Annotated in this window: 23 protein-coding genes and 2 pseudogenes; 9 read left to right on the forward strand and 16 right to left on the reverse strand. The window is 72.1% G+C overall.

Features of this window, described 5'->3' with window-relative positions; all coding sequences use genetic code 11:
- Window positions 1-204: 204 nt before the first annotated feature.
- Together ACOBQU_RS17075 and dacB are read right to left on the reverse strand one after the other, a co-directional pair.
- Window positions 205-1326 (reverse strand): zinc-dependent metalloprotease, encoded by a 1122-nt coding sequence (locus ACOBQU_RS17075; RefSeq protein ID WP_423627923.1) that lies wholly within the window; start codon window positions 1324-1326, stop codon window positions 205-207.
- A gap of 538 nt (window positions 1327-1864) precedes the next feature.
- Window positions 1865-3333 (reverse strand): annotated as a pseudogene (gene dacB, locus ACOBQU_RS17080) (D-alanyl-D-alanine carboxypeptidase/D-alanyl-D-alanine endopeptidase).
- Between the two features lie 124 nt (window positions 3334-3457).
- On the opposite strand from dacB, the gene ACOBQU_RS17085 reads away from it, so the two are divergent.
- A complete protein-coding gene (locus ACOBQU_RS17085; RefSeq protein WP_423634555.1) occupies window positions 3458-3949 on the forward strand; it encodes an inorganic diphosphatase in 492 nt (163 codons plus the stop codon).
- A gap of 144 nt (window positions 3950-4093) precedes the next feature.
- Window positions 4094-5770 carry a threonine/serine ThrE exporter family protein gene (locus tag ACOBQU_RS17090; protein WP_423627924.1) on the forward strand — a complete coding sequence of 559 codons (1677 nt, stop codon included), beginning with the start codon at window positions 4094-4096 and terminating at the stop codon, window positions 5768-5770.
- Between the two features lie 52 nt (window positions 5771-5822).
- Here the strand turns inward: ACOBQU_RS17090 and ACOBQU_RS17095 are convergent, their stop codons facing one another.
- Both ACOBQU_RS17095 and ACOBQU_RS17100 read right to left on the reverse strand, forming a co-directional pair.
- Window positions 5823-7037, reverse strand: a complete 1215-nt coding sequence (locus tag ACOBQU_RS17095) for a DedA family protein (RefSeq protein ID WP_423627925.1) — start codon at window positions 7035-7037, stop codon at window positions 5823-5825.
- A gap of 148 nt (window positions 7038-7185) precedes the next feature.
- Window positions 7186-7947, reverse strand: a complete 762-nt coding sequence (locus tag ACOBQU_RS17100; protein ID WP_423627926.1) for a MerR family transcriptional regulator — start codon at window positions 7945-7947, stop codon at window positions 7186-7188.
- Window positions 7948-8101: 154 nt separating this feature from the next.
- Between ACOBQU_RS17100 and ACOBQU_RS17105 the strand changes: the two genes are divergently transcribed.
- Window positions 8102-9517, forward strand: a complete 1416-nt coding sequence (locus tag ACOBQU_RS17105) for a glutamate decarboxylase (RefSeq protein ID WP_423627928.1) — start codon at window positions 8102-8104, stop codon at window positions 9515-9517.
- 239 nt (window positions 9518-9756) lie between these two features.
- Here the strand turns inward: ACOBQU_RS17105 and ACOBQU_RS17110 are convergent, their stop codons facing one another.
- From ACOBQU_RS17110 to ACOBQU_RS17135, 6 genes are all read right to left on the reverse strand, one after another.
- On the reverse strand, window positions 9757-10563 hold the full coding sequence (locus ACOBQU_RS17110) for an ABC transporter permease (RefSeq protein ID WP_423627929.1): 807 nt from the start codon (window positions 10561-10563) through the stop codon (window positions 9757-9759).
- Complete coding sequence (locus ACOBQU_RS17115) at window positions 10560-11510, reverse strand: ATP-binding cassette domain-containing protein (protein WP_423627931.1); 951 nt, start codon at window positions 11508-11510, stop codon at window positions 10560-10562. The genes ACOBQU_RS17110 and ACOBQU_RS17115 overlap by 4 nt, the downstream gene beginning before the upstream one ends.
- Window positions 11511-11637: 127 nt before the next feature.
- Window positions 11638-12285, reverse strand: a complete 648-nt coding sequence (locus tag ACOBQU_RS17120) for a PadR family transcriptional regulator (RefSeq protein WP_423627933.1) — start codon at window positions 12283-12285, stop codon at window positions 11638-11640.
- A 25-nt stretch (window positions 12286-12310) separates the two neighbouring features.
- Entirely contained in the window at window positions 12311-12862 is a 552-nt protein-coding gene (locus ACOBQU_RS17125; protein ID WP_423627934.1) for a DinB family protein, read from the reverse strand.
- Window positions 12863-13062: 200 nt separating this feature from the next.
- Window positions 13063-14520, reverse strand: coding sequence for an aldehyde dehydrogenase family protein (locus tag ACOBQU_RS17130; RefSeq protein WP_423627936.1), 1458 nt, complete (start codon window positions 14518-14520; stop codon window positions 13063-13065).
- Between the two features lie 59 nt (window positions 14521-14579).
- Window positions 14580-15491 (reverse strand): helix-turn-helix domain-containing protein, encoded by a 912-nt coding sequence (locus tag ACOBQU_RS17135; RefSeq protein ID WP_423627937.1) that lies wholly within the window; start codon window positions 15489-15491, stop codon window positions 14580-14582.
- 328 nt (window positions 15492-15819) lie between these two features.
- On the opposite strand from ACOBQU_RS17135, the pseudogene ACOBQU_RS17140 reads away from it, so the two are divergent.
- A pseudogene (locus ACOBQU_RS17140) lies at window positions 15820-16322 on the forward strand (ATP-binding protein).
- A 295-nt stretch (window positions 16323-16617) separates the two neighbouring features.
- Here ACOBQU_RS17140 and ACOBQU_RS17145 read toward each other — a convergent pair.
- The 4 genes from ACOBQU_RS17145 to rpmG all read right to left on the reverse strand — a co-directional run bounded on the left by ACOBQU_RS17145 (window position 16618) and on the right by rpmG (window position 18865).
- Window positions 16618-16836: a DUF397 domain-containing protein gene (locus ACOBQU_RS17145; protein WP_423634556.1), complete on the reverse strand. Its 219-nt coding sequence runs from the start codon at window positions 16834-16836 to the stop codon at window positions 16618-16620.
- Between the two features lie 456 nt (window positions 16837-17292).
- Window positions 17293-18435: a CobW family GTP-binding protein gene (locus ACOBQU_RS17150; protein WP_423627939.1), complete on the reverse strand. Its 1143-nt coding sequence runs from the start codon at window positions 18433-18435 to the stop codon at window positions 17293-17295.
- Window positions 18435-18695 carry a type B 50S ribosomal protein L31 gene (locus ACOBQU_RS17155; protein WP_423627940.1) on the reverse strand — a complete coding sequence of 87 codons (261 nt, stop codon included), beginning with the start codon at window positions 18693-18695 and terminating at the stop codon, window positions 18435-18437. Before ACOBQU_RS17155 ends, ACOBQU_RS17150 begins: the two co-directional genes overlap by 1 nt.
- A 5-nt stretch (window positions 18696-18700) precedes the next feature.
- The gene (gene rpmG / locus ACOBQU_RS17160; RefSeq protein WP_423627942.1) at window positions 18701-18865 is read right to left on the reverse strand and encodes a 50S ribosomal protein L33; all 165 of its coding nucleotides are present in this window, start codon (window positions 18863-18865) and stop codon (window positions 18701-18703) included.
- Window positions 18866-18940: 75 nt separating this feature from the next.
- Here rpmG and rpmB point away from each other — a divergent pair, with 75 nt between their 5' ends.
- The 5 genes from rpmB (at window position 18941) to ACOBQU_RS17185 (ending at window position 21450) form a co-directional block, all read left to right on the forward strand.
- Complete coding sequence (rpmB, locus tag ACOBQU_RS17165) at window positions 18941-19177, forward strand: 50S ribosomal protein L28 (RefSeq protein ID WP_423627944.1); 237 nt, start codon at window positions 18941-18943, stop codon at window positions 19175-19177.
- On the forward strand, window positions 19177-19482 hold the full coding sequence (gene rpsN / locus ACOBQU_RS17170; protein WP_423627946.1) for a 30S ribosomal protein S14: 306 nt from the start codon (window positions 19177-19179) through the stop codon (window positions 19480-19482). The genes rpmB and rpsN overlap by 1 nt, the downstream gene beginning before the upstream one ends.
- Before the next feature lie 564 nt (window positions 19483-20046).
- Complete coding sequence (locus ACOBQU_RS17175; protein ID WP_423627948.1) at window positions 20047-20223, forward strand: hypothetical protein; 177 nt, start codon at window positions 20047-20049, stop codon at window positions 20221-20223.
- 338 nt (window positions 20224-20561) lie between these two features.
- Window positions 20562-20834 carry an SgcJ/EcaC family oxidoreductase gene (locus ACOBQU_RS17180; protein WP_423627950.1) on the forward strand — a complete coding sequence of 91 codons (273 nt, stop codon included), beginning with the start codon at window positions 20562-20564 and terminating at the stop codon, window positions 20832-20834.
- Between the two features lie 433 nt (window positions 20835-21267).
- A complete protein-coding gene (locus tag ACOBQU_RS17185; RefSeq protein ID WP_423627951.1) occupies window positions 21268-21450 on the forward strand; it encodes a hypothetical protein in 183 nt (60 codons plus the stop codon).
- A gap of 177 nt (window positions 21451-21627) precedes the next feature.
- Here the strand turns inward: ACOBQU_RS17185 and ACOBQU_RS17190 are convergent, their stop codons facing one another.
- Both ACOBQU_RS17190 and ACOBQU_RS17195 read right to left on the reverse strand, forming a co-directional pair.
- Complete coding sequence (locus tag ACOBQU_RS17190) at window positions 21628-23949, reverse strand: FUSC family protein (protein ID WP_423627953.1); 2322 nt, start codon at window positions 23947-23949, stop codon at window positions 21628-21630.
- A gap of 102 nt (window positions 23950-24051) precedes the next feature.
- Window positions 24052-24438 carry a MerR family transcriptional regulator gene (locus tag ACOBQU_RS17195; RefSeq protein ID WP_423627955.1) on the reverse strand — a complete coding sequence of 129 codons (387 nt, stop codon included), beginning with the start codon at window positions 24436-24438 and terminating at the stop codon, window positions 24052-24054.
- Window positions 24439-24450: the final 12 nt, after the last annotated feature.

Below are 24450 nucleotides of genomic sequence, written 5' to 3' on the forward strand. Positions count from 1 at the left end.
CGGGGGGTGAGCGTCGGGTCAGTCAGTCAGCGGCCTCTCGCGTGGCTCCCGTTCACTTGAACCTCACGAGTTCGGTCACTGAGAGTGTGTCGATGGTGACAGAACCGAGCCGTTACCCGAGCATTGCACGCCTACCCATGGCTCACGGTCCCTCGGACGGGTGATAGCGGGGGCGTTCTCCTGCCGCCTGCCGCATCCCCTCGCTCAGTCTGCCCTACGGTGCACCCGCGCGACCCAGTCCGCTGGTTTGGCGATCTCCGCCTTGGTGGGCAGTGTGTTCGGAGAGGTCCACACGCGGTTGAAGCCGTCCATGCCGACCTCGTCCACGACGGCGCGCACGAAGCGCTCCCCGTCGCGGTACTGCCGCAGCTTGGCGTCCAGGCCGAGCAGCTTGCGCAGCGCCTGGTCGAGTCGGCTCGCGCCGCGCTGGCGGCGCTCCTTGAACTTCTCCCGGATCTCGCCGACCGACGGCACGACACCGGGGCCGACGCCGTCCATCACGTAGTCCGCGTGGCCCTCCAGGAGGGACATGACGGCCGTCAGGCGGGCCAGGATCTCGCGCTGCGTCGGGGTCTGCACCAGGTCCACGAAGGAGCGGCCGCCGTCGTCCTCCTCGGCCTCGGGGCGGCCGCCCGCGAGGCTCTGGGCGGCCTCGCGGACGCGTTCGAGGACCGTCATCGGGTCGACGTCGGTCTCCCCCAGGAACGCCTGGATCTCGCTCTCCAGGTGGTCGCGCAGCCACGGCACGGAGGAGAACTGCGTGCGGTGCGCCTCCTCGTGCAGGCACACCCACAGCCGGAAGTCGTGCGGGTCCACGTCGAGTTCGCGCTCCACGTGCACGATGTTCGGTGCTACGAGGAGGAGGCGGCCGCCGCCGTTGGCGCCCGCGGGCAGGTCGCGGGTCGCCGGGGCGAACGTCTCGTACTGGCCGAGGACGCGGGACGCCAGGAACGACAGGAGCATGCCCAGCTCCACGCCCGTCACCTTGCCGCCGACCGCGCCCAGGACGGCGCCGCCGGGGCCGCTGCCGCGGCGGTCCTTCATCTTCTCCAGCAGCGGCTTCAGCACCGCGCGGAAGCCCGCCACGTTCGCGCGGACCCAGCCCGCGCGGTCCACCACCAGGACGGGGGTGTCGTGGATCTCGTCCGTCCCCATTCTGGTGAACGAACGGACGTGCTCCTCCGAGGACTTGGCGTGCCGTCGCAGCTCCGCGACGACCGCGCGGGCCTCGTCCCGGCTCACCTCCGGGCCCGGCCGCACGAGCCGGGTCGCGGTCGCCACCGCGAGATTCCAGTCGACCATCTCCGCACCACCGAGGCTCGTCATGCCGTCAACGGTACGTGGTTGGCTGCGCCTGCGTTATGGGGTTGCTCGCCCACCCGCCCGCCCGGCACCGCCCACCGGGGACGTGGACGCCCCTCGTGGGGGTGACCCACCGTCGGCGCCCGCGGCTCCGTGGGAGTTCCTTTTCCCACCCGCCCACCCGTACCCCCGACACGAGGGGGCCGCCCCTGACGGGGGTACGCCGCCGTGGGCGGGTGCGGGTACAGGGGCGGGTGGGCGGGAAAGCCCCCCCCACACACCCGCAGACGCCAACGGCGGCGGACCCCCGCCAGGGGCCCCGACCCCACACGAGACAGCCACGGGCGGGCGGGTGGGCAAGGAACACCACCCACACACCCGCAGGCGCCAACGGCGGCGCACCCCCGCCAGGGGCCCCGACCCCACACGCGACAGTCACGGGCGGGCGGGTGGGCAAGGAACACCACCCACACACCCGCAGGCGCCAACGGCGGCGGACCCCCGCCAGGGGCCTGGGCCCCGCGCGAGACGGTCACGGGCGGGCGGGTGGGCGAGGGGCGGGTCAGCGGTCGGCGGTGGCCGTCGCCGAGGCCATGGCGTCGAGGGCGGCCTGCGCCCCGTGGGCATCCGTCGTGCCGGTGGTCATGAAGGCGAACGCCAGCAGCCGCCCGTCGGCGGTGACGACGGTCCCGGCCAGGGTGTTGACGCCGGTGAGCGTGCCGGTCTTGGCGCGGACGACCCCGGTGCCGGGCGACCCCTTCGGGTAGCGGTTGACGAGGGTGCCCGTGAAGCCCGCGACGGGCAGGCCGGTGAGGACCGGGCGCAGCTCGGGGTGGTCGGGGTCGGCGGCGCGGGCCAGGAGCGCGGCGAGCAGCCGCGGGGTCAGCCGGTCGTCCCGGTCGAGCCCGCTGCCGTCGGCGAACTCCGCGCCCCGCAGCGGCAGTCCGAGCTTGCCCAGGCGGGCCCGGATGGCCCGGGAGGCGCCGTCGAAGCTGGCGGGTTCGCCATCGGCGTACGCCGTCTCGCGGGCCAGGGCCTCCGCGATGTCGTTGTCGCTGTGCGTCAGCATGCGCTCGACGAGGGCGGACACCGGCGGCGACGCGGTCGTGGCGAGGGTGCGGGCGCGGTCCGACGCCTTGCCGGGGCCGAGGTCGCGCTTGACGTCGACGCCCCGGTCCCGCAGCAGGTCGGCGAACTTCCGGGCGGCGTCGCCCGCGGGGTCGTCGGTGCGCGGCGCCGGGCCCGAGGAGGAGTCGTCGAGGCGGCCCTCGTCGGCCATGAGGGCGCTGACGGGCGTGATGTTCTCGTTGGGCCCGATGGGGTGCCGGGGCGGCCCGGAGTACCGGGAGGTGTCGTACGACAGCGTCACGGGGCCCGTGTCGCGCTTCTTCAGGGCGCGGGCGGTGTCGTCGGCGAGGTCGCGCAGGCTCGCGGCGCTCTCCACGTAGCGGCCCGTCCTGCGGGCGGTGAGGGTCGGGTCGCCGCCACCGACGAGGACCACGTCCCGGGAGCCGGGCTCGACGACGGCCTTGGTGGTGAGGCGGTGGTCGGGTCCGACGGCGGCGAGCACCGCGACCGCCGTGGCGATCTTCGTGGTGGAGGCGGGCGTCAGGGCGTCGTCCGCGCCCCTGCCGTACAGGCGCCTGCCGGTGGCCGCGTCGACGACGACGGCGGAGCGCTCGGGGCCCAGCGCGGGCTCCTTGAGGATCGGCGCGAGGGCGTCCGCGAGGGCCTCGCGGCCGGGCGCGGCGGCCCCCTCGGGACCGCCCTTGCCCAGCTTGAGCCCGGCGAGGACGGCGGGGGCGCGGGGCGCCCGCCCCCGGCTCCGCCTACGTGATCTGCGCCACCCCCACTGTCCAGGGCAACCGCCCGGTCCCGCTCCGCCGTACGCTGACCCGAGGAGTCCCAGGGTCCCGCCGCGACGACCGCCACCGCCGCGACGGCGAGGCCCGTGGCGGCGGAGCCCGCCGTGACCTGCCAGGTCCTGAGGTGCGCGGGAGGCTTGACGACAAGCCGCCCCAGGCGCCGCAGCAGCCGTCGAGGCCGCTGCCAAGGCTTGCGCTCGTCCACGACGACCTGCCCCTTTCGCGATCACACATCTGCGTGAGGGACACTTAATCACCCGAAGTATGTGCTGATCATGGAGGAGCCACCCGTGGAGTTCGACGTCACCATCGAGATTCCGAAGGGTTCGCGGAACAAGTACGAGGTCGACCACGAGACCGGCCGCATCCGCCTGGACCGTCGACTCTTCACGTCCACCAGCTACCCGGCGGACTACGGCTTCGTGGAGAACACCCTGGGCGAGGACGGCGACCCGCTGGACGCCCTGGTCATCCTGGACGAGCCGACCTTCCCCGGCTGCCTCATCAAGTGCCGCGCCATCGGCATGTTCCGGATGACGGACGAGGCGGGCGGCGACGACAAGCTGCTGTGCGTCCCGGCCTCCGACCCGCGCGTGGAGCACCTGCGTGACATCCACCACGTGTCCGAGTTCGACCGCCTGGAGATCCAGCACTTCTTCGAGGTCTACAAGGACCTGGAGCCCGGCAAGTCCGTCGAGGGCGCCGACTGGGTGGGCCGCGCCGACGCCGAGGCCGAGATCGAGGCCTCGTACAAGCGCTTCGAGGCCCAGGGCGGCCACTGAGCGACGACGCCCGGCCCCTGAGCGGGGCCGCGGGCGTGAGCGGGCCGCGTGACCTTCTCCGGGTCACGCGGCCCGCTCATGTGTTCGCTCGTGCGTCACTGCGCATACTGACGTACGTAAGGTGCGCACGAGACGTACGTACACATGAGCGAGGCTGGGATCGTGGCGGAACCGGAGGAGGAAGACCGCAAGCCGCTGTCGGACGAGGCGCGCAGCGCCTTCGCACCGGTGGGCGGCGTGGACCAGGCGACCGTGCCGGAGGATGACCACCCGTCGTCGGAGTTCACCATTCCGACGGGTCTGACGCTGCCGCCGACGCCGGAGGACACCAAGGAGTCCTCGGCGTTCACACCCCCGCAGACGTACACGGCGAAGCAGGCGCCGCCCGCCTTCACTCCGCCCGGCGGCGTGCCCATCGTCCGCCTCACCAAGGAGGCGCCCTGGCAGGACCGGATGCGCACCATGCTGCGCACACCGGTCGCCGAGCGCCCCGCGCCCGAGCCGACGCAGCGGCACGAGGACGACGCCGGGCCCGCGGTGCCGCGCGTCCTGGACCTGACGCTGCGCATCGGGGAGCTGCTGCTCGCGGGCGGCGAGGGCGCGGAGGACGTGGAGGCGGCGATGTTCGCCGTCACCCACTCGTACGGCCTCGACCGCTGCGAGCCGAACGTCACGTTCACGCTGATCGCGATCTCGTACCAGCCGTCGCTGGTCGACGACCCCGTGTCGGCGTCGCGCACGGTGCGCCGCCGGGGCACCGACTACACGCGCCTCCAGGCCGTCTACCAGCTCGTCGACGACATCAGCTCCGAAGAGGTCGACGTCTCCCTGGAGGAGGCCTACCGGCGCCTCGCCGAGATCCGCCGCAACCGGCACCCCTACCCCGGGTGGGCGCTCACGGCCGCGGGCGGGCTGCTCGCGGGCGCGGCGTCCGTGCTGGTCGGCGGTGGCCTGGTGGTGTTCGTGGCGGCCGCCGTGGGCGCGATGCTCGGGGACCGGCTCGCGTGGCTGTGCGCGGGGCGCGGGCTGCCGGAGTTCTACCAGTTCGTGGTGGCGGCGATGCCGCCCGCCGCGATGGGCGTGGCGATCAGCCTGCTCGACCTGCCGGACGTACGGGCCTCCGCGGTGATCACCGGTGGGCTCTTCGCGCTGATCCCCGGGCGGGCGCTGGTGGCGGGCGTGCAGGACGGCCTGACCGGCTACTACATCACCGCCGCCGCCCGGCTCCTGGAGGTCGGGTATCTGATCGTCGGGATCGTCTGCGGCGTGCTGATGGTGCTCTATCTGGGCGTGCAGCTCGACGCGGGTCTGAACCCGGAGACGTCGATCCACTCCACGGACCGGCCGGTGGTGCAGATCGTCGCGTCCATGGCGCTGAGCCTGGCGTTCGCGATCCTGCTCCAGCAGGAACGTTCCACTGTGCTGCTCGTGACGCTCAACGGCGGGGTCGCCTGGGTCGTCTTCGGGGCGCTCGCGCGGGCCGGGGACATCTCGCCGGTGGCGGCCACGGCGGTCGCGGCGGGCCTGGTGGGCCTGTTCGGCCAGCTCCTGTCGCGCTACCGGTTCGCGTCCGCGCTGCCGTACGTGACGGCGGCGATCGGGCCGCTGCTGCCCGGTAGCGCCACGTACTTCGGGCTCCTGGAGATCGCCCGGAACAACCTCAACCCCGGGCTCGCCTCGCTGTCCAAGGCCGCCGCGCTGGCCCTCGCCATCGCCATCGGCGTGAACCTCGGCGGTGAGCTGTCCCGGCTCTTCCTGAAGGCGCCGCGGCAGTCGTCGCCGCAGGGGCGCCGCGCGGCCAAGCGGACGCGCGGCTTCTAGCAGCCCTTGGGGCCGGTCAGCCAGCCGTTCAGCCAGCCGTCCAGTCAGCCGTTCAGTACCGGGGCTCTTCGGGGTGCTGGTCGGGGTGCTGGGGGCGCTGGCCCTGCGGGTGCTGGCCCTGCTGCCCCGGCTGGCCCTGGTACGGGGCCTGCTGGTACGGATACGGCTGCTGGCCCTGGTGCTGCTGGCTGGTCGCGCCGTACTGGCCCTCGTACTGGCCCTCGTACTGGTTGCCGTACTGGTTTCCGTACTGCCCGTCGTACTGGTTGTCGTGGGGGTACGGGGACTGGGGCTGGTACTGGGGGTCGTACTGCTGGCCCTCGTACTGCTGCTGGCCCTCGTACTGCGGCGCGTACTGCTGGGTGTCGGGGCGGCCGCCGTACTGCTGGTGCTGGGGCTGCTGGCCCGGGTACGGGTGCTGGTACTGCTGCTGGTACTGCGGGGACTGGTACTGCGGCTGCTGGGACTGGTACTGGGGCTGGTCGGGGTACTGGCCCGGGTACGGGGACTGCTGCTGGCCGGGGTACGGAGACTGCTGGGACGGGGACTGCTGGGGGTGCCGCTGCTGGTACTGGTGGGCGGCCTCGGGGGCGTCGTCCTGGGGCGTCTGGGCCGCCGGAGCCGCCGGGGCCTGGGCGTTCGCCTTCTTCTTCTGGGAGCGGGCCCGCAGGAACTCGATGATGATCGGCACCACCGAGATGAGGACGATCAGGATCAGGATCGCCTCGATGTTCTTGTGGACGAACTCGTGCTTGCCGAGCCAGGCGCCGAGCAGCGTGACGCCCGCGCCCCACAGGATGCCGCCGATGATGTTGAACGTGATGAACGAGCGGTACCGCATGCCGCTGACGCCCGCGATGATCGGCGTGAACGTCCGCACGATCGGCACGAAGCGGGCCAGGACCAGGGACTTCGGGCCGTGCTTCTCGAAGAACTCGTGCGCTTTGGTCACGTTCTCCTGCTTGAACAGGCGCGAGTCCGGGCGCCTGAACAGAGATGGGCCGACCTTCTTGCCGAAGAGATACCCCGCCTGGTCACCGAGGATCGCCGACAGGGAGATCAGCACGCAGGCCAGCCACAGCGGGACGTCCAGCTTGTCCGTGGTGATCAGCAGGCCCGTGGTGAACAGCAGCGAGTCGCCGGGCAGGAAGAAGCCGATGAGCAGGCCCGACTCGGCGAACACGATGAGCAGCAGGCCCCACAGGCCGAACTCGTTGAGGAGGTAGTCCGGATCCAACCAGCTTGGTCCGAGCGCAAGCGTCTGCACGGTTCCGGGCTCCTGTGGGTGTGAGGGGGATGCGGGGTGCCGCCCTTCGGCCGCCGCCCAAAGTTATCAACGCGAGGTGCGCGGCACAGGTTCCCTCCCGGCCTCCCCGGCTTCCCCCTCGCGCGGCGGCTTTCCCCTCGCGCGGCGGCTACGCCCCGTGCCGCGCCGCGTTCGCCGCGATCGCGTCCCGCAGGTACACGGCGAGGCCCGGGCGGATCGCCTCGTAGGTGGCGGTGAAGCGCGGGTCGGCCACGTACATGTCGCCGAGGCAGGCGTGCATCTCGTGCGAGCAGTCGTAGGAGCTGCCGGTGATCAGCAGCCGGTGCTCCTCGGCGACGTCCATCGCCTCCGGGGACGCGGCGGGCGCCCCCGCATCCAGGAGGTCCGCCATGCGGGCGTGCAGGGCGTCCATGGCGGTGCTGATCCGCTGCCAGTCGTCCTTGGTGTACGCGGCGGTGCGGCGGCGCGACTCGGCGTACGCCTCCGTGTCGCCCCAGCGGCGCCGCGCCTCCTCCTCGTACTGGTCGGGGTCGAAGTCTCCGAAGACCTCGAACTTCTCCTCGGGCGTGAGGTCGATGCCCATGCGTCTCGCCTCCATGGCGGTCTGGACGGCCGCGGCCATCTCCTGCAACTTGGTGATGCGCTCGGTGAGCAGCCCGTGCTGGCGCCGCAGGTGCTCCCGCGGGTCGGCCGCGGGGTCGTCGAGCAGCACGGCGATCTCCTCCAGGGGGAAGCCCAGCTCCCTGTAGAAGCGGATCTGCTGGAGGCGGTCCAGGTCGGTGTCGCTGTAGCGGCGGTGTCCGGCGTGGCTGCGCTCGCTGGGCTCGAGGAGCCCGATCTCGTCGTAGTGGTGCAGGGCGCGCACCGTGACCTTGGCCAGGCGCGCCACCTGTCCGACGGAGTAGCTCACCGCCGTCACCTTTCCTTTCCTTTTCCTCTCCCTGACGTGGACCAGCGTGCGTCCTCACGTCGCGTGAGGTGCAAGCCCCCTCTCCCGGGGTGCCGTGTCCGTGGTGCCCGCCTACGGTGACCGGGAGAGCCCCGAGCGACCCGGAGGCACCGCCATGGCGCTGCACCGTGGCGCGGACGACCGCCGTGACGAGCGTCCGCTGTCCGTGAACCCCTTCTTCGGAGAGGCCAACCCGGTCGGCGGCATGACCGAGGCCCCGCCCAAGCACCGCATGCCGAAGGACCCGCTGCCGCCTGCGACGGCGTACCAGCTGGTCCACGACGAGCTGATGCTCGACGGGAACTCGCGGCTGAACCTCGCCACCTTCGTCACCACGTGGATGGAGCCGCAGGCGGGCGTGCTGATGGCGGAGTGCCGGGACAAGAACATGATCGACAAGGACGAGTACCCGCGCACCGCCGAGCTGGAGCGGCGCTGCGTGGCGATGCTCGCCGACCTGTGGCACGCGCCGGACCCGGCGGCGGCCGTCGGCTGCTCCACGACCGGCTCCAGCGAGGCGTGCATGCTCGCGGGGATGGCCCTCAAGCGGCGCTGGGCGCGGCGCAACGCCGACCGCTACCCCTCGCGCGAGGCCCGGCCCAACCTGGTGATGGGCGTGAACGTGCAGGTGTGCTGGGAGAAGTTCTGCGACTTCTGGGAGGTGGAGGCGCGGCAGGTGCCCATGGAGGGCGAGCGGTTCCACCTCTCCGCGGAGGCGGCGGCCGCGCTGTGCGACGAGAACACGATCGGGGTCGTCGCGGTCCTCGGGTCGACGTACGACGGTTCGTACGAGCCCGTGGCGGACGTCTGCGCCGCCCTGGACGCCCTCCAGGAGCGCACCGGCCTCGACGTCCCCGTGCACGTCGACGGCGCCTCCGGAGGGATGGTCGCGCCCTTCCTGGACGAGGACCTGGTGTGGGACTTCCGGCTGCCGCGGGTGGCGTCGATCAACACCTCGGGGCACAAGTACGGGCTCGTCTACCCGGGCGTCGGCTGGGCGCTGTGGCGCTCGCCCGCGGAGCTGCCGGAGGAGCTGGTGTTCCGGGTGAACTACCTGGGCGGTGACCTGCCGACGTTCGCCCTGAACTTCTCCCGGCCCGGCGCGCAGGTCGTCGCCCAGTACTACACGTTCCTGCGGCTCGGCCGCGAGGGCTACCGGGCGGTGCAGCGGGCGTCCCGGGACGTGGCCCGGACGCTCGCCGGGCGGATCGAGGCGCTCGGGGACTTCCGGCTGCTCACGCGGGGCGACGAGCTGCCGGTGTTCGCGTTCACCACGGCGTCGGACGTGACGGCGTACGACGTCTTCGACGTGTCCCGGCGGTTGCGGGAGCGGGGGTGGCTGGTGCCCGCGTACGCCTTTCCGGCGCATCGGGAGGACCTCGCCGTACTGCGGGTGGTGTGCCGCAACGGGTTCTCCTCGGACCTCGCCGCGCTGTTCCTCGAGGACCTGGGGCGGTTGCTGCCGGAGCTGCGGCGCCAGCCGCGTCCGCTGACGCGGGACCGGGGGGCGGCGACGGGGTTCCACCACTAGGGGGCCCTCGCGGGGGGGGCGCCCTTTCCTGGCGTGGGCGCCCGGCGCCGCTTGATTGGCGCTCCGCGCCTCGTCCTCAAACGCCGGACGGGCTGGATTCTGCCGGTCGCGGCAGAGTTTCAGCCCGTCCGGCGTTTGAGGACGAGGCCGCCAGGCCGATCTTCGGGGGTGCCAGGGGGCGGAGCCCCATGGTTTCGGGGAAGGGGCGGGTCTGGGGCGCCCCCCGCGAGGGTTGCCCCCTAGTGGCTCAGGGCCGTGAAGCGGCGTACTGCCAGGGGGAGGAACAGGGCGGTCAGGAGGATCGGCCAGGTGAGGGCGAGGGCGGGGGCGTGCTCGGCGGCCCAGGACGTGCCCGTGACCCCGGGGTCGTTGCCGAAGAGGTCCCGGACGGCCGTGGCGGTCGCCGACATCGGGTTCCACTCCACGGTCGCGCCCAGCCACCCCGGCATGTTCTGCGGCACGGTGAACGCGTTGGAGAGGAAGCCCACCGGCCACACCAGGATCTGCACGGCCGTGACCAGCTCCGGCCTGCCCGCGACCATCGCCAGGTAGATGCCGAGCCACAGCATCGCGAACCGCAGGAGCATCAGCAGCCCCACGGCCCCGGCCACCCCGGCGAGGGACCCGTGCCAGCGCCAGCCGATCGTGAGGCCCACGCCCATCATGACGAGCAGCGACACGAAGGACTGGAGCATGTCCGCGACCGAACGGCCCACCAGGACGGCGCCGTTGGTCATCGGCAGCGACCGGAAGCGGTCCACGACCCCCTTGTTGAGGTCGGTGGTGACCGCCACCATCGTGGCGTCCAGGCCGAACACCATGGTCAGCGCGAACATGCCGGGGACCAGGAACTCGGCGTAGTCACCTTGGATGCCCTTGCCGCCGCCGATCAGGTAGTTGAACATCAGCAGCATCATCACGGGGAAGACGAGACCCACCAGGACCTGCACGGGCTGCCGCGCCCAGTGGGCGAGTTCGCGCCGGGTCATGGTCCAGGAGTCGGCCAGCGCCCAGCTCACCGACGTACCGCTCGTGGTGGCGCTCATGCCGCTACGGCCTCCTTCACGCGTCCGGTCAGGCTCAGGAACACCTCGTCGAGCGTCGGCCTGCGCAGCGCGACGTCCTCCGCCTCGATGCCCTCCTCCTCCAGGGCCCGTACGACCCGGGTGAGGGCCGCCATGCGGTCAGTGACGGGCGCGCTGGCCAGGCGGCGGTCGGCGTCCACCGTCACGTCGCCCGGCGGGCCGGGCAGCAGCCGCGCCGCCCGCACCAGGTGGGCGGCGTCCCGCACCACCACGTCGATGCGGTCGCCGCCGGTGCGCGCCTTCAGCTCGTCCGCCGTGCCGTCCGCGATGACCCGGCCCTGGTCGACCAGCGAGATGCGGTCGGCCAGCTGGTCGGCCTCCTCCAGGTACTGCGTGGTCAGGAGCACCGTGGTGCCGCCGCCGACCAGGGAGCGGACCGCCTCCCACACCTCCGCGCGGCCGCGTGGGTCGAGGCCGGTCGTGGGCTCGTCCAGGAACAGCACCTCCGGTTCCGTGATGAGCGACGCCGCGAGGTCCAGGCGGCGCCGCATGCCGCCGCTGTACTGCCTGACCGCCTTGCGGCCCGTGTCGGCGAGGCCGAAGCGGGCCAGCAGCTCGTCCGCCCGCTCGCGCGCCCGCCGGGCGCCCAGGTGGTGGAGCCGCCCGAACATCTCCAGGTTCTGCCAGCCGCTCAGCTCCTCGTCGACCGCCGCGTGCTGGCCGAGCAGACCGATGCGGCGGCGCACCGCGTCGGCCTCGCGCCGGGCGTCGCGCCCGGCGATCTCCACGCGGCCCTCGTCCGCCCTGAGCAGCGTGGACATGATCCGCACCGCCGTCGTCTTGCCCGCGCCGTTCGGGCCGAGCACGCCGTGCACCGTGCCGCGCCCGGCCACCAGGTCGAGCCCGTCCAGGGCGTCCTTGTCGCCGTACCGCTTCCGTACGCCCGCGAGGACGATCGCGTCCGTCATCCGGCTCCCTCCAGCCCGCACACCTGTAGTCAAGTTTGACTAGGCGAGGACGCTACTGCCCGGGAGTGCGGTTAGTCAAACTTGATCAGTGAGTGCTCACGGTGGCGGGCACGCCTAGGGGGTGTGGTCAGCGGTCGTCGCCGGGGTGCTTCTCCCCGGTCGCGAAGGGGTTCTCCTCGTCGTCGGCCAGCACGCCGACGAACGGCTCGCCCTCTCCGGAGAACACGTACGCGCCGTTCTCGATCCGCTCGATGAGGGCCTTGGTCCACTCCTTGCCCGCGTCGGCGGAGTGCACCCAGAGGTTCATGATCTCGCCGATGTGCCCGAGCTGTTCGGGGCCGTCCTCGGGGATGTAGTACTCAGTGACGGAGTGGCGCCAGTCCTCCAGGGCGCTGACGCGCTCCTTGAGGAGGGAGACGACCTCCTCGCGCGGCAGGTCGACCATGAAGCCGATCCCCGCCGAGAGCACGTCGGACTTCTGGTCGTGGGCGACGGTGGTCAGCGCCGCGCGGAGCAGGGCGCGGTACTCGTCGGTGCCCTTCTGGGTGATCTCGTACTCCGTGCGGGGCGGGCCGCCCGCCGTGGAGGGTGCGGTCTCGTGCTCGACGAGCAGGCCCTGCTTCGCCATCTGCCGCAGCGCGTGGTAGATCGAGCCCGGCTTGGCGTTGGACCACTCGTGGGCGCCCCAGAACTCCAGGTCGTTGCGCACCTGGTAGCCGTGCGCCCGCCCGTGCATGCGGACGGCCCCGAGGACCAGCAGCCGGATCGCCGACATTGACCGCACCCTTCCGTCACATTCATCAACTTTGACTAGGGTAGCCCTGCTCCAGCGCCACCAGCTCGAAGGCGGTCTTGCCGTCGAGGGACTCCCTGATGATGTCGGCGTGGCCCGCGTGCCGCCCGATCTCCTCGACCAGGTGCAGCATCAGCCAGCGCATCGACACGGCCTCGTCCTTGGGAAACCAGGGCGCCTCGGGCAGCGGGAAGGTGTCGTTCAGGCTCGGCACGGAGCGGATGAACTCCTCGGTCTCGGCGGCCACCTCCGCCCAGAAGGCGAGGACGTCGGCGAGGGTCTCGCCCTCGACGAGCCGGAAGCCCTCGGCCCAGGTCTCCTCGGTGCGCTGGCGCTCGTTGGGCTTCTGCTGGGCCATGCGCAGCCAGTTCAGCTCGACCTCCGCGACGTGCTTGACCAGGCCGCCGAGGGTCAGCTCGCTGGCGCTCGGGCGGGCCTTGGCCTGCTCGTCGTCCAGGCCGAGCACCGAGCGGCGGACGCCGCCGCGCTGGGCCTCCACGAAGGCGAGGAGTGCGCCGCGCTCGTCGCCGTGGGCTTCCGCGTTGACGTGGGTGACCATGGTGTCCGCCTCTCTGGGGTCCTGCCCCCGGGAGCGCCTCCCGGGCTTTCCGACACCACAGACGCTACGGCCCCTTGCGGACAGCTGCTGTCCGCAAGGGGCCGCGCGGCGGAAGAGTCCGACTGCGATCAGAGGGGGCCGCTCCCCTTAGGGACCGTTCTCAGGCCCCCAGCAGGGACCGCTCTCAGAGGTGACCGCTCTCAGAAGGGGAAGCGCGAGCGGCCGTACTGGATGGAGATCCACCGGTGCGACGTGAAGGCCTCGACGGTGGACTCGCCGTTGAGGCGGCCCACTCCGGAGTGCTTCTCGCCGCCGAACGGCACGATCGGCTCGTCGTGCACCGTGCCGTCGTTGATGTGCATCATGCCGGTCCTGACCCGCCGGGCGAGCCGCACTCCGCGCTCGGTGTCGCCCGTGTGGACGGCGCCGCTCAGGCCGTACGGAGTGTCGTTGGCGATGCGGACGGCGTCGTCCTCGCCGTCGAAGGGCAGGATCAGCGCCACCGGGCCGAACAGCTCCTGGCGCAGCACCGGGGCGTCCTCGGGCAGGTCCGTGAGGATGGACGGGGAGACCAGGTTCCCCTCCGTGCCGCCGTGCAGCAGGGCCGTGGCGCCCGCCTGCACGGTCTGGGTGACCAGCGAGGAGACGCCTTCGGCCTGCGAGGAGTTGATGAGCGGGCCGATGTGCGTCTCCGGAGAGGCGGGGTCGCCGACCTTCAGGGTCTTGACCTTGGCGACGAACTTCTCGGTGAACTCCTCCAGGACGGAGCGGTCCACCAGGATGCGGTTCGCGGCCATGCACACCTGGCCCTGGTGCACGAAGCGGCTGAAGACGGCGGCGTCCACGGCGTAGTCGATGTCCGCGTCGTCCAGGACGATCAGGGCGCTGTTGCCGCCCAGCTCCAGGATGCAGCGCTTGAAGTGCTGCGCGCAGACCGTCGCCACGTGCCGTCCCACCGCGTCCGAGCCGGTGAAGGAGATCACGGCGGGCACCGGGTGCTCCAGGAGCGCGTCGCCGATCTCGGCGATGTCCGTGATGACCACGTTCAGCACGCCGGGCGGGAGCCCCGCCTCCTCGAAGATCTTGGCGACCAGGGCGCCGCCGAGCACCGGGGCGTTCTGGTGCGGCTTGAGGACCACCGCGTTGCCCAGCGCGATCGCCGGGGCGACCGACTTGATCGACAGCAGGAACGGGAAGTTGAACGGGCTGATGACGCCGACGACCCCGACCGGGACGCGGTAGAGGCGGTTCTCCTTGGTGTCGTCGGGCGACGGCAGGATGCGGCCCTCGGGAGCGAGGGCCAGGTGTATCGCCTCGCGCAGGAACTCCTTGGCCAGGTGCAGCTCGAAGGCGGCCTTGACCAGCGTGCCGCCCAGCTCGGCGACGATGGCCTCGGTGATCTCGGCCTCGCGCTCCTCGACGATCCGCAGGGCGCGCTCGAACACCAGGCGGCGCGCGTACGGATTGGTCGTGCCCCAGGTCTGCTGCGCGCGCTCGGCCGATCGGTACGCCTGGTCGATCTCGTTCGCCGTGGCGACCGTGATCGACGCCAGCTTCTCCCCGTTGTACGGATTGAAGTCGATGATGTCCCAGGAACCGGAGCCGGCCTTCCACTCACCGTCGATGTACTGGTGAGCCAGATCGGTGAAGAAGGACATGAGACAAGACCCCTTGCCGCGGAAGCTGACGCCTGAATTCACGTCATACTACTGACGATTCAGGTCAGTTGGAGTAGACCACGCAGAAGGTCGCGGCTGTCGGCCGGATTCGGACAGTCCCCCTGCAGCTCGGCCATCACCCGCTCGTACTGGGCGACTTCCTCGCGCTTGTCCAGATACAGCGCCCCGGTGAGCTGCTCCAGGTAGACGACGTCGGACAGGTCCGACTCCGGGAAGCTCAGCATCGTGAACGCGCCGCTCTCGCCCGCGTGACCACCGAAGGTGAACGGCATGACCTGGAGCGTCACGTTCGGCCGCTCCGAGATGTCGATCAGGTGCTGGATCTGACCGCGCATCACCTCCCGGTCGCCGTACGGCCGTCGCAGGGCCGCCTCGTCGAGGACGCACTGGAACACCGGGGCCCGCTCGGACACCAGCAGCTTCTGCCGCTCCAGGCGCAGCGCCACCCGGCGGTCGACGTCGGCCTGACTGACCCGCACGGCCCGGCCGGACCGGCTGCGACCTGCCGCCTTGCCCGCGGCGGCCTTCATACCGCGCTCGACGACGGCGTGCGCGTACGCCTCCGTCTGGAGCAGGCCGTTGATGAACTGGACCTCGTAGACCCGGATGAGTGAGGCGGCGCCTTCAAGACCGATATATGTCTGGAACCAGCCGGGCAGCACGTCGGAGTAACTGTGCCACCAGCCCGTGAGGTTGGCCTCCTTGGCGAGGGAGAGGAGTGCGCCGCGCTCCTTCTCGTCCGTGACGCCGTAGAGCGTCAGGAGGTCCTCGACGTCTCTCGACTTGAAGCTCACCCGTCCCAACTCCATGCGGCTGATCTTCGATTCGGACGCGCGGATCGAGTATCCGGCCGCTTCGCGGGTGATGCCGCGCGCCTCCCTCAGACGCCTCAACTGCGAGCCCAGCAGGATGCGCCGTACCACCGAGCCGCTTGACTCCCCAGCGGTCACTTCGCTCAGTCCTCCCCAAGGTGTGAGACTCGCAGTCTGCCATTAAACGCTTCGCGCAGTACTCGTTCGGTCACGGAAAGGGAAAGCGTACGGAAGCTCTCCGCAAGAAACCGTAGGAAGAAATGGGCGGCAACCGGCTGGAGAGCGGTCAAGTCCGGCGCGTGCACGTGCATCTGCCCTTGCATCTGCTGTACGCATTCGGAACCATGGTCGACGCGTCACTGCTGTGCCATTGCTGTACCGACCGGCTGTACCGACCGCGCCACCGCTCGATCGCTCTGTACCGCGAAACCGGGGAGTGCCTCGCATGGGGACGAATGGATCAACCATGCTCCAGCCGTTACGGCAGGGCCTTCCCCACTCGACCCCTCCGCGGTCTCCAGCGCGGCCTCCTGCGCCCTGCCCGCCCGCTACGAAGCGGTCGGCAGCGCACGGCAGTTCACCCGCAAGACGCTCAGCTCCTGGGAGCTCGACGACCGCTTCGACGACATAGCCCTGGTCGTCTCCGAACTCGTCACCAACGCCCTCAGACACGCCCTGCCCGCCGCGCCCCCGCACCCCGAAGTGGCGTGCGTGGTCGGCGAGGAGGCGCCCGTGCGTCTGCACATGATGCGGTGGACGTCACGGCTGGTGTGCGCGGTGCGCGATCCCAGCGACGAAAGTCCCGTCGCACCGGACACCGCCACCGCCGAGAGCATCCTCGACGACTTCGCGGCCGAGTCGGGCCGGGGGCTCTTCCTCGTCGACTCCTTCAGCGACGGCTGGGGCTGGCACCCGCTCGCGGGCGCGCTGAGCGGCAAGGTGGTCTGGGCGCTGTTCCAACTGGCCTGACCGACCAGGGACCTTGGCAGATCATGGCGGTTGCTGGCAGTTGACGGCGGCCGCCGCCGGGCGCCGACCGGCCGGAACAGCTCCCCCGATGCCCCCGTTTCCCGCGGCCGTCGCGCCGCGTTCCCCGTCCGTGGCCCCCGCGCGTGCCGCTGGCCACGGTCCCCGTGGACGACCGGCCGCCGCGGACAGCCGCGTGGACGATCGTTTCTGCTGGTTCCTTCTGGCGGTCGTACGCGTGGTACGCACCGTCAGGGCTGGTCGGATCAGGATCGGATCAGGATCGGATCAGGAGTAGTCAGCCGCTGATCAGGTGGTCGAACTCGCCGTCCTTCATGCCGAGCAGCATGGCCTCTATCTCGGCACGGGTGTAGACGAGCGCGGGTCCGTCGGGGAACCGCGAGTTCCGGACGGCGACATCGCCGCCCGGCAGCTTCGCGAACTCCACGCAGGACCCCTGCGAGTTGCTGTGCCTGCTCTTCTGCCAGACCACCCCGTGAAGATCCGTGGCCGCCATGCCGTTGAACACGTCGTGCACAGGTCGCTCCCCGGTGGTGCCGTGGCTGTTGTTGTAGCCGTCAACTGTCCCGGATCATAGCCGTGTTCATGTGCCGATGCATGGGCAGATGCACGTGCACGTGCCGTGGTGATCTGGTTACAGCGTTTCCAGCACCTGCTCCCGTGCCCGCATGACATGCGAACGCCAGCCCCCGTACGTGATCTTCCGCGGTCCCCCGCGCCGTCCTCCGTGCCGGGTTGTCCGGATCGATTCCCTTCTGCACAGGGAGAGACGCAGGACGGGGCCCTCTGGCTCCCTGGGGCCGGGAAATGGTCCAGTCCACTTTGACCGTGGGGTGGCGGGCGCGAGCGCACGGAGCGGGCGGAGTGGACGCGAGCGGTCGGAGTGGACGCGAGCGGTCGGAGTGGACCGGGCGGACGGAGTGGACCGGGCGGACGGAGCGGGCGGGGCGGATCAGGGGTTGAGGAGGGCGGCGAACGCGGGCGGGAGGGCCTTCCAGCCCTCGGGGCCCGCCGCGTACTCGCGGTCCGTCAGGAGGCAGGACTCCAGGACCCGCTCCAGAGCCGCCCGGTCCAGGCCGGGGGACGTGAAGACCAGGTGCTGGCAGCGGTCGCCGTGCCGCGGGTGCCAGTCGAGGGCCGCGGCGGCGCGCCGCGGCGGCGGCACCAGCTCCCACGCGGCGTCCGGCAGCGCCGCCAGCCACGGCCCGGCGCTCTCCACGCACAGCGCGCCGCCCGCCGCGTCCCACGCCAGCAGCGTGTCCGGCCGGTCGGCGAGCCAGAAGCGGCCCCGGCTGCGGACCGCGGCGCAGGTCAGCTCCTCCAGGGCCGCGTACAGCCGCTCGGGGTGGAAGGGGCGGTCGCGGTGCCAGACCAGCGTGGCCACCCCGTGCTCCTCGGCCTCGGCGGGCAGCAGCGCGCAGGCGGGGTGCTGCGCGGCGGCGGCCGCCTCGACGTCGAAGCCCGCGCGCGCCGCGCCCGCCAGGTCGCCGTGGCCGATCGGGACCCGCCGGGCCGTCGGGTGGAGCTGGGCGAGCAGCGCGCGGTCCTCGGCGTCGGCGTCCGCCGACTCCAGTACGGCGAGGACGGGCGCGTACTCCAGCTGGCGCGCCCAGGTGTCGGCGACCGTGCGCTGGTCGGAGGCGGCCGCGGCGAGTCCGGCGTCGGCGAGGTCGTCGCCGTTGCCCAGGGAGGGCAGGACGAGGCCCGGGTCGACGGCCGTCAGGACGCCGCTCAGGCGCAGCGCGGCCGAGCCGTGCGCGGCGACCAGTTCGGCCATGGCCTTCGGCTCCACGGAGTCCCACAGGTCGACCACGGCCAGGCGGGTCAGTCCGGAGGCGGCGAGGCGCTCCAGCTCCGGCACGAGGTCCTCGCGGAGCGCGCAGCAGGCGCAGTCGTTGACGAGGGGGGCCTCGCCGGTGGTGAGCGGGCCGTGCGCGTCGCGCGTGGTGCGGGTGACCGCGCCGGTCGCGGCCGTGGCGAGGTCGTGGTGCAGGGCGACGCTGCCCGGCACGGTGGCCAGCAGCCGGGTCACGGCCGCCGACCTGGCCTCGGCGTGCAGCCCCGCCACGAGGACCACGTCCATGCGGGGGCCCATCAGCGGCCCCCGGACCCGGCGGAGCCGTAGCGGCGCTGGAAGCGCTCCACTCGGCCCGCGGTGTCGAGGACGCGCCGCTGTCCGGTGTAGAAGGGGTGGCTCGCCGAGGAGACCTCGACGTCGATGACGGGGTACGTCCGCCCGTCCTCCCAGGCGACCGTCCGGTCGCTGGTGGCCGTGGAGCGCGTGAGGAAGGCGAAGCCCGCGGCCTTGTCACGGAAGACGACGGGGCCGTACGGCGGGTGGATGCCGGGTCGCACGGGGATCAGCGCTCCTCTCGGAAGTCGACGTGGCGGCCGACCTTCGGGTCGTACTTGCGCAGGGTCAGGCGGTCGGGGTCGTTCCGGCGGTTCTTGCGGGTGACGTACGTGTAGCCGGTGCCCGCGGTGGAGCGGAGCTTGATGACCGGGCGGAGTTCGTTGCGAGCCATGACCGCTAGTATATGAAAATGAATCCCGTTTCCAAATGGAGGAGGCGGGTCCCGCGAGAGAGGTGCGTCACTCCCATGTCCGCCCACTGCCAGCTCACCGGCGCCGCGCCCGGCTTCGGCAAGAACGTCTCCCACTCCCACCGGCGCTCCCCGCGCCGCTTCGACCCGAACGTCCAGCGCAAGCGCTACTGGCTGCCGAGCGAGGGCCGGTACGTGCGGCTGCGCCTGAGCGCGAAGGGGATCAAGACCGTGGACACCATCGGCGTCGAGGCCGCCGTGGCCAGGATCCGTGCGCGCGGGGTGAAGGTCTGATGGCCAAGAAGAGCAAGATCGCGAAGAACGAGCAGCGGCGCGCGACCGTCGCGCGGTACGCCGTGCGGCGGGCCCAGCTGAAGGAGGTCATCCGCCACCCCTCCACGCCCGAGCCCGAACGGCTCGCCGCCCAGCGGGAGTTGGCCCGCCAGCCACGTGACGCCAGCGCCACCCGCGTACGCAACCGCGACAGCGTCGACGGCCGTCCGCGCGGCTACGTCGGCGCGTTCGGCCTGTCACGGGTACGGCTGCGGGAGCTGGGGCACGCCGGATTCCTGCCGGGGGTGCGGAAGGCGTCCTGGTAATTTGACGCCGGTTGCTGGCCGCTCGGCCTTGGGCGGGTGCTTGGCTGGGGGCGGGGTTCGGTTCCGTTCACTTCGGTTCGGCTCTTGGCTGCGGGGCTTGGTTGTGGCTCGGCTCTTGGCTTCGGCTCGGTTTCGGTTTCGTCCGGCTCTGTACGGGGGGCTTCGGTGCGTTGGCGTGTGCGCAGGGTGTCGGTGGGTGCGGCGGTGGCGGGGCTTGCTGCCGTGCTTGTTCTGACGGGGTGCAGTGAGGGTGGGAGCGGCAAGGGGCGTAAGGGGTCCGGTGGGGCTGGCGGGTCGAGCAGCTCTGGTGGTTCTGACAGTTCTGGTAGTTCCGGTGGATCGGGTAGATCGAGTGGGTCCAGCGGGTCGCATGGCTCTAGTGGGGCTGGTGGGTCTGGCGGGTCTGGCGGGTCTGCGGGGTCCAAGGGTGGGGAGCTGGACGGGAGTTGGGTCGCGCAGTCCGGGGGCAAGCCCGTCGGCCTCGTCATCACCGGCAAGCGGGCCTCGCTCATCGGCGCCGGTCGCGTGTGCAACGGCACCGCCGGTGACGGGGCGGCTCCGCGGATGATCAGGCTGAAGTGCAGCGACGGCAGTTCGGACCGCGCCGAGGGGCGCGTGAAGTCCGTCACCGCCACCACCCTCAGGGTCGCCTGGGAGGGCTCCGGCACGGACGAGTTCGTCAAGGCGAAGGGCGGGCAACTGCCTGAGGGGCTGCCGACGACGCAGGTGCCGGGGGCCTGAGGCGGGTGCCGTGGCCGTTTGCCGGGCCGGGGCTTCAGGGGGTGCCGGGGCGGTGGGCTGACCAGCTCGGTCGGCTGAACCGTTCGGTGGCTGAACCCGCTCGGTCGGCTAACCGGCTCGGCGGCTTGGCCCGGTTCGCTGTGCTGGCCTGGTTCTTTGGGCCTGTTCGGCGCACTCGGATCGTCGGGCTTGCCCGGCTCACTCGGCCCGTGCAGCCCGCACCACTCGGCCAGCTCACTCGCCCCGCATGCCTGGCCTCCATCGACCGCTTACGAGTTGGGCATCGATTGATCTGGGTTCGGGCTTGATCTCAAGGCCAGTTGAGGGGATCGCCACGCTTGAGTACTCCTATCTGGACGACGGACCACGGCAAGCGCCTCACCGACCGCGATGAGATATCGGCCTTCACCCACCAGGTGCTGCCGGGCGCCATGAAGGACTCGACGGCCACGTACGAGGTGGTGGACGTGCTGTTCATCCGCCCCGACGTCGCCGCGGTCAACGCTCACGCGCAGTACTGGAACCCGGGTACCCCGCTCTACGTCATGGCCAAGGAGCACGGGCAACGACGTCTGGTCGCCTGCCAGAACACGGAAGTGTTCGTCCAGTGACCTGAGAAGGGCCGCACGGGCCGGGCGAGTTGTGAGACAAGCCTGGACCCGTGCGGCCTGCTCCCAGCCTGGCTGTCGGGCATCTCCCCGGGTCCTCCAGTGCGTGCAGATGCACGAGCGTGACCAGGAACCGGTCCATAAACACCAGGCGCCGCCTGGGCCAGCGCCCGCGGTGCGCTGTCGGTCACCGTCCCGGCGCTGGCGCAGCGCCGAGGTGCAGGTCCGCCGCCCGAGCGCGGGCCGTCCCGGCTGCAAGGCGTTCGTGTCCGGGGCAAGACCACTACCTTCAGCGACGGCTAGGGCTGCACCCCGTTCAGCGGCGTCGTACGGCCCGGCCGGATGCGTGATCAGACCGCCGAAGGGCGACGCGCCGCTGAGTGAGCACCACGCCTGGTGTGAACAGCGACGCCGCCAGTCCTCCGTTCGGATCTGCGTGGAGCACACCAACGCCGAGTACAAGCAGTGGCGCCCACTTCAGCGGTGTACCGGCCGTCACGAGACCTACGCCGTGACCCGCCTCGCGATCGCCGGGCTGGTCGCGGACCGCTCCGCCCGGCGGGCGCCCCACCGCGAACCCAGCACCGGACTGGTGCCCGCCCGGCAAGCCGCCTGCTGATCACCCATCAACCGACTCGCCAGGCGAGCACGCCCCCACCTCAATCGCTCCCAAGGTCGTCAGTCCGCACCGCTGGTTTCGGCCCGCCCCACCCCCTCAGCTCACCCGGCTCATCCAACCTGCGCAAGTCGCTCGGCCTGCCCCCCGGGCCTGCTCGGTGCACCCTGCTCGTTCAGGTCACTCGCTCCGCTCGCCCTGATCACGCGGCCTGCCCTGCCGGTCCAGCTCGACGGGCTCGTGCGGGGCGGCGGGATCGGGCCGGGGGCTCGGGCCGGTTTCCCGGGGTGGCTCGTGTGGTTGCCGTGTGCTGTCCGTGCCGTCCACCAGCATCGGCGGGGGTGTGGTGGACAGGGCTTCGGAGAGGTCGTCCAGGGCCGCCAGGAGGAGGCGGGCGCCGCGGCGGACGACGCGGTCGGGGGCGCCCGCGCTGTCCCAGGCGTCCAGGGCCTCGCGGACCGGGGCCCACGTGGGCACCCGGCGCTCCCGTACCGCCTTCGCGCCCTGCTCGGTCGCGGTGCGCAGGGCCTCGGCGAGGCGGGCGGCGGCCGGGACCGGGGGTGCGCCGCGGTCCGGCAGGTGGGCCTCCAGGAGCATGCCGACGCGGCCGAGTTGGACCAGGGCGTGTTCGGCGTCCGTGGCGGCGGCGCGGGACAGGCCGCGGTGGCGTACGGGCTCGTGCCGGGCCCGCTCCACCGCGTCCTGCCAGGCGATACGGGCGTCGCGCGCGGCCAGCAGCGCCTCGCGGACGTCCCCGCAGGCCCGGCCCGCGGGGGCGGCGTAGTGGCCGACGACCGCCGCCGCGTACCGGCCGTCCGCCGTCAGCCAGTCGGCGAGCCGGGTGCGCAGGCGCGGGGTCTCCCAGGCGGGGTACGCCGCGTACGCGAGCATCGCGAGGACGCCGCCCAGCAGGGTCAGCACCACGCGCTCGGGCACCGTCTGCGTCCACTGTTCGCCGCCCATGCCGAGCAGGAACACGACGTACGCCGCCACGCACGCCTGGGCGGCGATCTGCCCCGTACGCATCAGGAGGTACATCAGGCCCGCGGAGGCCACCGCCAGCGTCCCCGACAGGGCCGTGCCCGGGTGGGTGAGCTGGAGCAGGCCCGTGGCCAGGGCCACGCCGACGAGGGTGCCCGCGAAGCGGGCCACCGCGCGGGAGTAGGTCTGCGAGAAGTCGGGGCGCATCACCATGACGGAGGCCATGGGGGCCCAGTAGCCGTGGCCCAAGGGGAGCCAGGTGCCCAGGAGGTAGCCGGTGGCGGCGACCGCGGTGACGCGGGTGGCGTGGCGCCGTACCGGGGAGGGCTTGCGGAGTTCGTCGCGCATCGCCTTGCAGGCGGCGGGGAGGAGGGTCGTGAGGGTGGGGCGGAGGAGGTGGGGCGGGGGCTGCCGCCCCTGGCGCCCCCGCCCCAGCGCCGCTCCGCGGCTCGTCCTCCCACGCCGGACGGGCTTGAAGCTCTTGATGGCCTTGACGGCCTTGGTGGCCTTGGTGGTGCTGACGGGATGCTGGCCGCTGTCGCCGCCCGCCACCTCCACCACATCCCTCAGGAGGGCTCCCAGGCGGGTGGCCGACCTGTGGGGCGAGGGGGCGAGGACGGTTTCGGTGTCGGGGGTCTGGAAGGCGGCGACCGATCCGGCGGGGAGGTCCACCGGGGTGCCGTTGCGGATGGCGCGGGCCGCCGCGTCGAGGATGCTGGCCGCGGCGGCCAGGAGTTCACGGGCGCGGTCGCGTGCGGGGCCGTCTTCGGGGACGCCGACCGCGGGGTCGGCGAGGGAGGCGAGGACGGGGCGGATGCGCTCGGCGAGGCCGCGGGCGCCGTGGAGTTCGGCGGGGCGGGTGCGGGCCTGGCGCGGGGTGATGGTGGCCGCGTCGCGCGCCGCCATCAGCGGCGCCGGGTCGAACGGCGCCACCGGGTCGTGGCGCAGCCGCCGCGCGTAGTCCGCCTCGGCGGCCAGGGCGTCCGCGAGCGCGTCGCGGTGGGCGCCCCAGCGGCGTACCGGGAACAGGACGATCAGCGCGGCCTGCACCAGGCCGCCCGCCACCATCATCGCCGCGTGGCCCGCCGCCTCGGCGACCGACGTGGGGAGCGTGACCGTCACCAGCATGATCGCCACGTTGGACGTGGCGATCAGGCCGATCGTGGGGCCCGCCGCCCAGCTCAGGCCCGCGAGGAACGTCCACGTCACGAGGAGGGCGAGGAACAGCAGGGGATGGCCCCCGGAGACGTACCCGAGGAACGTCGAGACGGCGAGGCTCGTACCGGAGGCGATGGCCAGCTCGGGGCGGGGGCGCCAGCTCCGCTGGAACGTGGCGATCGCCGCCTGGAACGCGCCGAACGCGGAACTGGCCGCCACCGCCGGGCCGAACAGCGCGAGCCCCGCCCCGATCACGATCGCGAGCCCGGCCGCGCCGCGCAGCGCGACGAGGGGTTCCAGGCGGCGGCGCTCCACGGCAAGGCCCGCCCCCGCGGTCTGTCGCAGGGCTCGCCACCAGGTCATTCTGCGATGGTACGGGGCCTATGGGAGGAAAGGGGCGTACGGGGGCTACAGGTGTGCACAGGGGCTTATCCGGATGCACAGGGGCGTGCGGGTTCGCGGTGGTCAGGCGGCCGCGGGGCGGCGGCCGTCGCGGATCGCCCGCACCTCCTCCAGGTACTCCGCGATCGCGTCCCGGTTGCGGGTCAGGCACTCGACGCGCCGGTTCATGCTGTCGAGTTCGCGCTCCAGGGTGGCCAGCATCTCCGGAGTGGCGTCGGGGAAGTGGATGACGCGGGGCTTGTTCAGGCAGGGCAGGATCTGCTTGATGAGGCGGGTGGGCAGGCCCGCGTCCAGGAGGCCGCGGATCTGGAGGACGCGGTCCACGTAGAACTCGTCGTAGTCGCGGTAGCCGTTCGGGGCGCGGTCGGCGACGATCAGACCCTGCTCTTCGTAGTAGCGCAGCAGTCTGCGGGACGTGCCGGTGCGTTCCGACAGCTCACCGATGCGCATGCGTTCACCTCG

The sequence above is a fragment of the Streptomyces sp. G45 genome (genome assembly GCF_049542095.1).
Classification (GTDB): domain Bacteria; phylum Actinomycetota; class Actinomycetes; order Streptomycetales; family Streptomycetaceae; genus Streptomyces.

Bases quoted from the DNA above. Each gene is read 5' to 3' on its own strand.
- ACOBQU_RS17075 (WP_423627923.1), bottom strand. From the start codon at position 1,326: ATGACGAGCCTCGGTGGTGCGGAGATGGTCGACTGGAATCTCGCGGTG.
- ACOBQU_RS17090 (WP_423627924.1), top strand. From the start codon at position 4,094: ATGAGCGAGGCTGGGATCGTGGCGGAACCGGAGGAGGAAGACCGCAAG.
- ACOBQU_RS17105 (WP_423627928.1), top strand. From the start codon at position 8,102: ATGGCGCTGCACCGTGGCGCGGACGACCGCCGTGACGAGCGTCCGCTG.
- ACOBQU_RS17110 (WP_423627929.1), bottom strand. From the start codon at position 10,563: ATGAGCGCCACCACGAGCGGTACGTCGGTGAGCTGGGCGCTGGCCGAC.
- ACOBQU_RS17115 (WP_423627931.1), bottom strand. From the start codon at position 11,510: ATGACGGACGCGATCGTCCTCGCGGGCGTACGGAAGCGGTACGGCGAC.
- ACOBQU_RS17120 (WP_423627933.1), bottom strand. From the start codon at position 12,285: ATGTCGGCGATCCGGCTGCTGGTCCTCGGGGCCGTCCGCATGCACGGG.
- ACOBQU_RS17125 (WP_423627934.1), bottom strand. From the start codon at position 12,862: ATGGTCACCCACGTCAACGCGGAAGCCCACGGCGACGAGCGCGGCGCA.
- ACOBQU_RS17130 (WP_423627936.1), bottom strand. From the start codon at position 14,520: ATGTCCTTCTTCACCGATCTGGCTCACCAGTACATCGACGGTGAGTGG.
- ACOBQU_RS17145 (WP_423634556.1), bottom strand. From the start codon at position 16,836: ATGGCGGCCACGGATCTTCACGGGGTGGTCTGGCAGAAGAGCAGGCAC.
- ACOBQU_RS17150 (WP_423627939.1), bottom strand. From the start codon at position 18,435: ATGGGCCCCCGCATGGACGTGGTCCTCGTGGCGGGGCTGCACGCCGAG.
- rpmG (WP_423627942.1), bottom strand. From the start codon at position 18,865: ATGGCTCGCAACGAACTCCGCCCGGTCATCAAGCTCCGCTCCACCGCG.
- rpmB (WP_423627944.1), top strand. From the start codon at position 18,941: ATGTCCGCCCACTGCCAGCTCACCGGCGCCGCGCCCGGCTTCGGCAAG.
- rpsN (WP_423627946.1), top strand. From the start codon at position 19,177: ATGGCCAAGAAGAGCAAGATCGCGAAGAACGAGCAGCGGCGCGCGACC.
- ACOBQU_RS17175 (WP_423627948.1), top strand. From the start codon at position 20,047: ATGATCAGGCTGAAGTGCAGCGACGGCAGTTCGGACCGCGCCGAGGGG.
- ACOBQU_RS17190 (WP_423627953.1), bottom strand. From the start codon at position 23,949: ATGACCTGGTGGCGAGCCCTGCGACAGACCGCGGGGGCGGGCCTTGCC.
- ACOBQU_RS17195 (WP_423627955.1), bottom strand. From the start codon at position 24,438: ATGCGCATCGGTGAGCTGTCGGAACGCACCGGCACGTCCCGCAGACTG.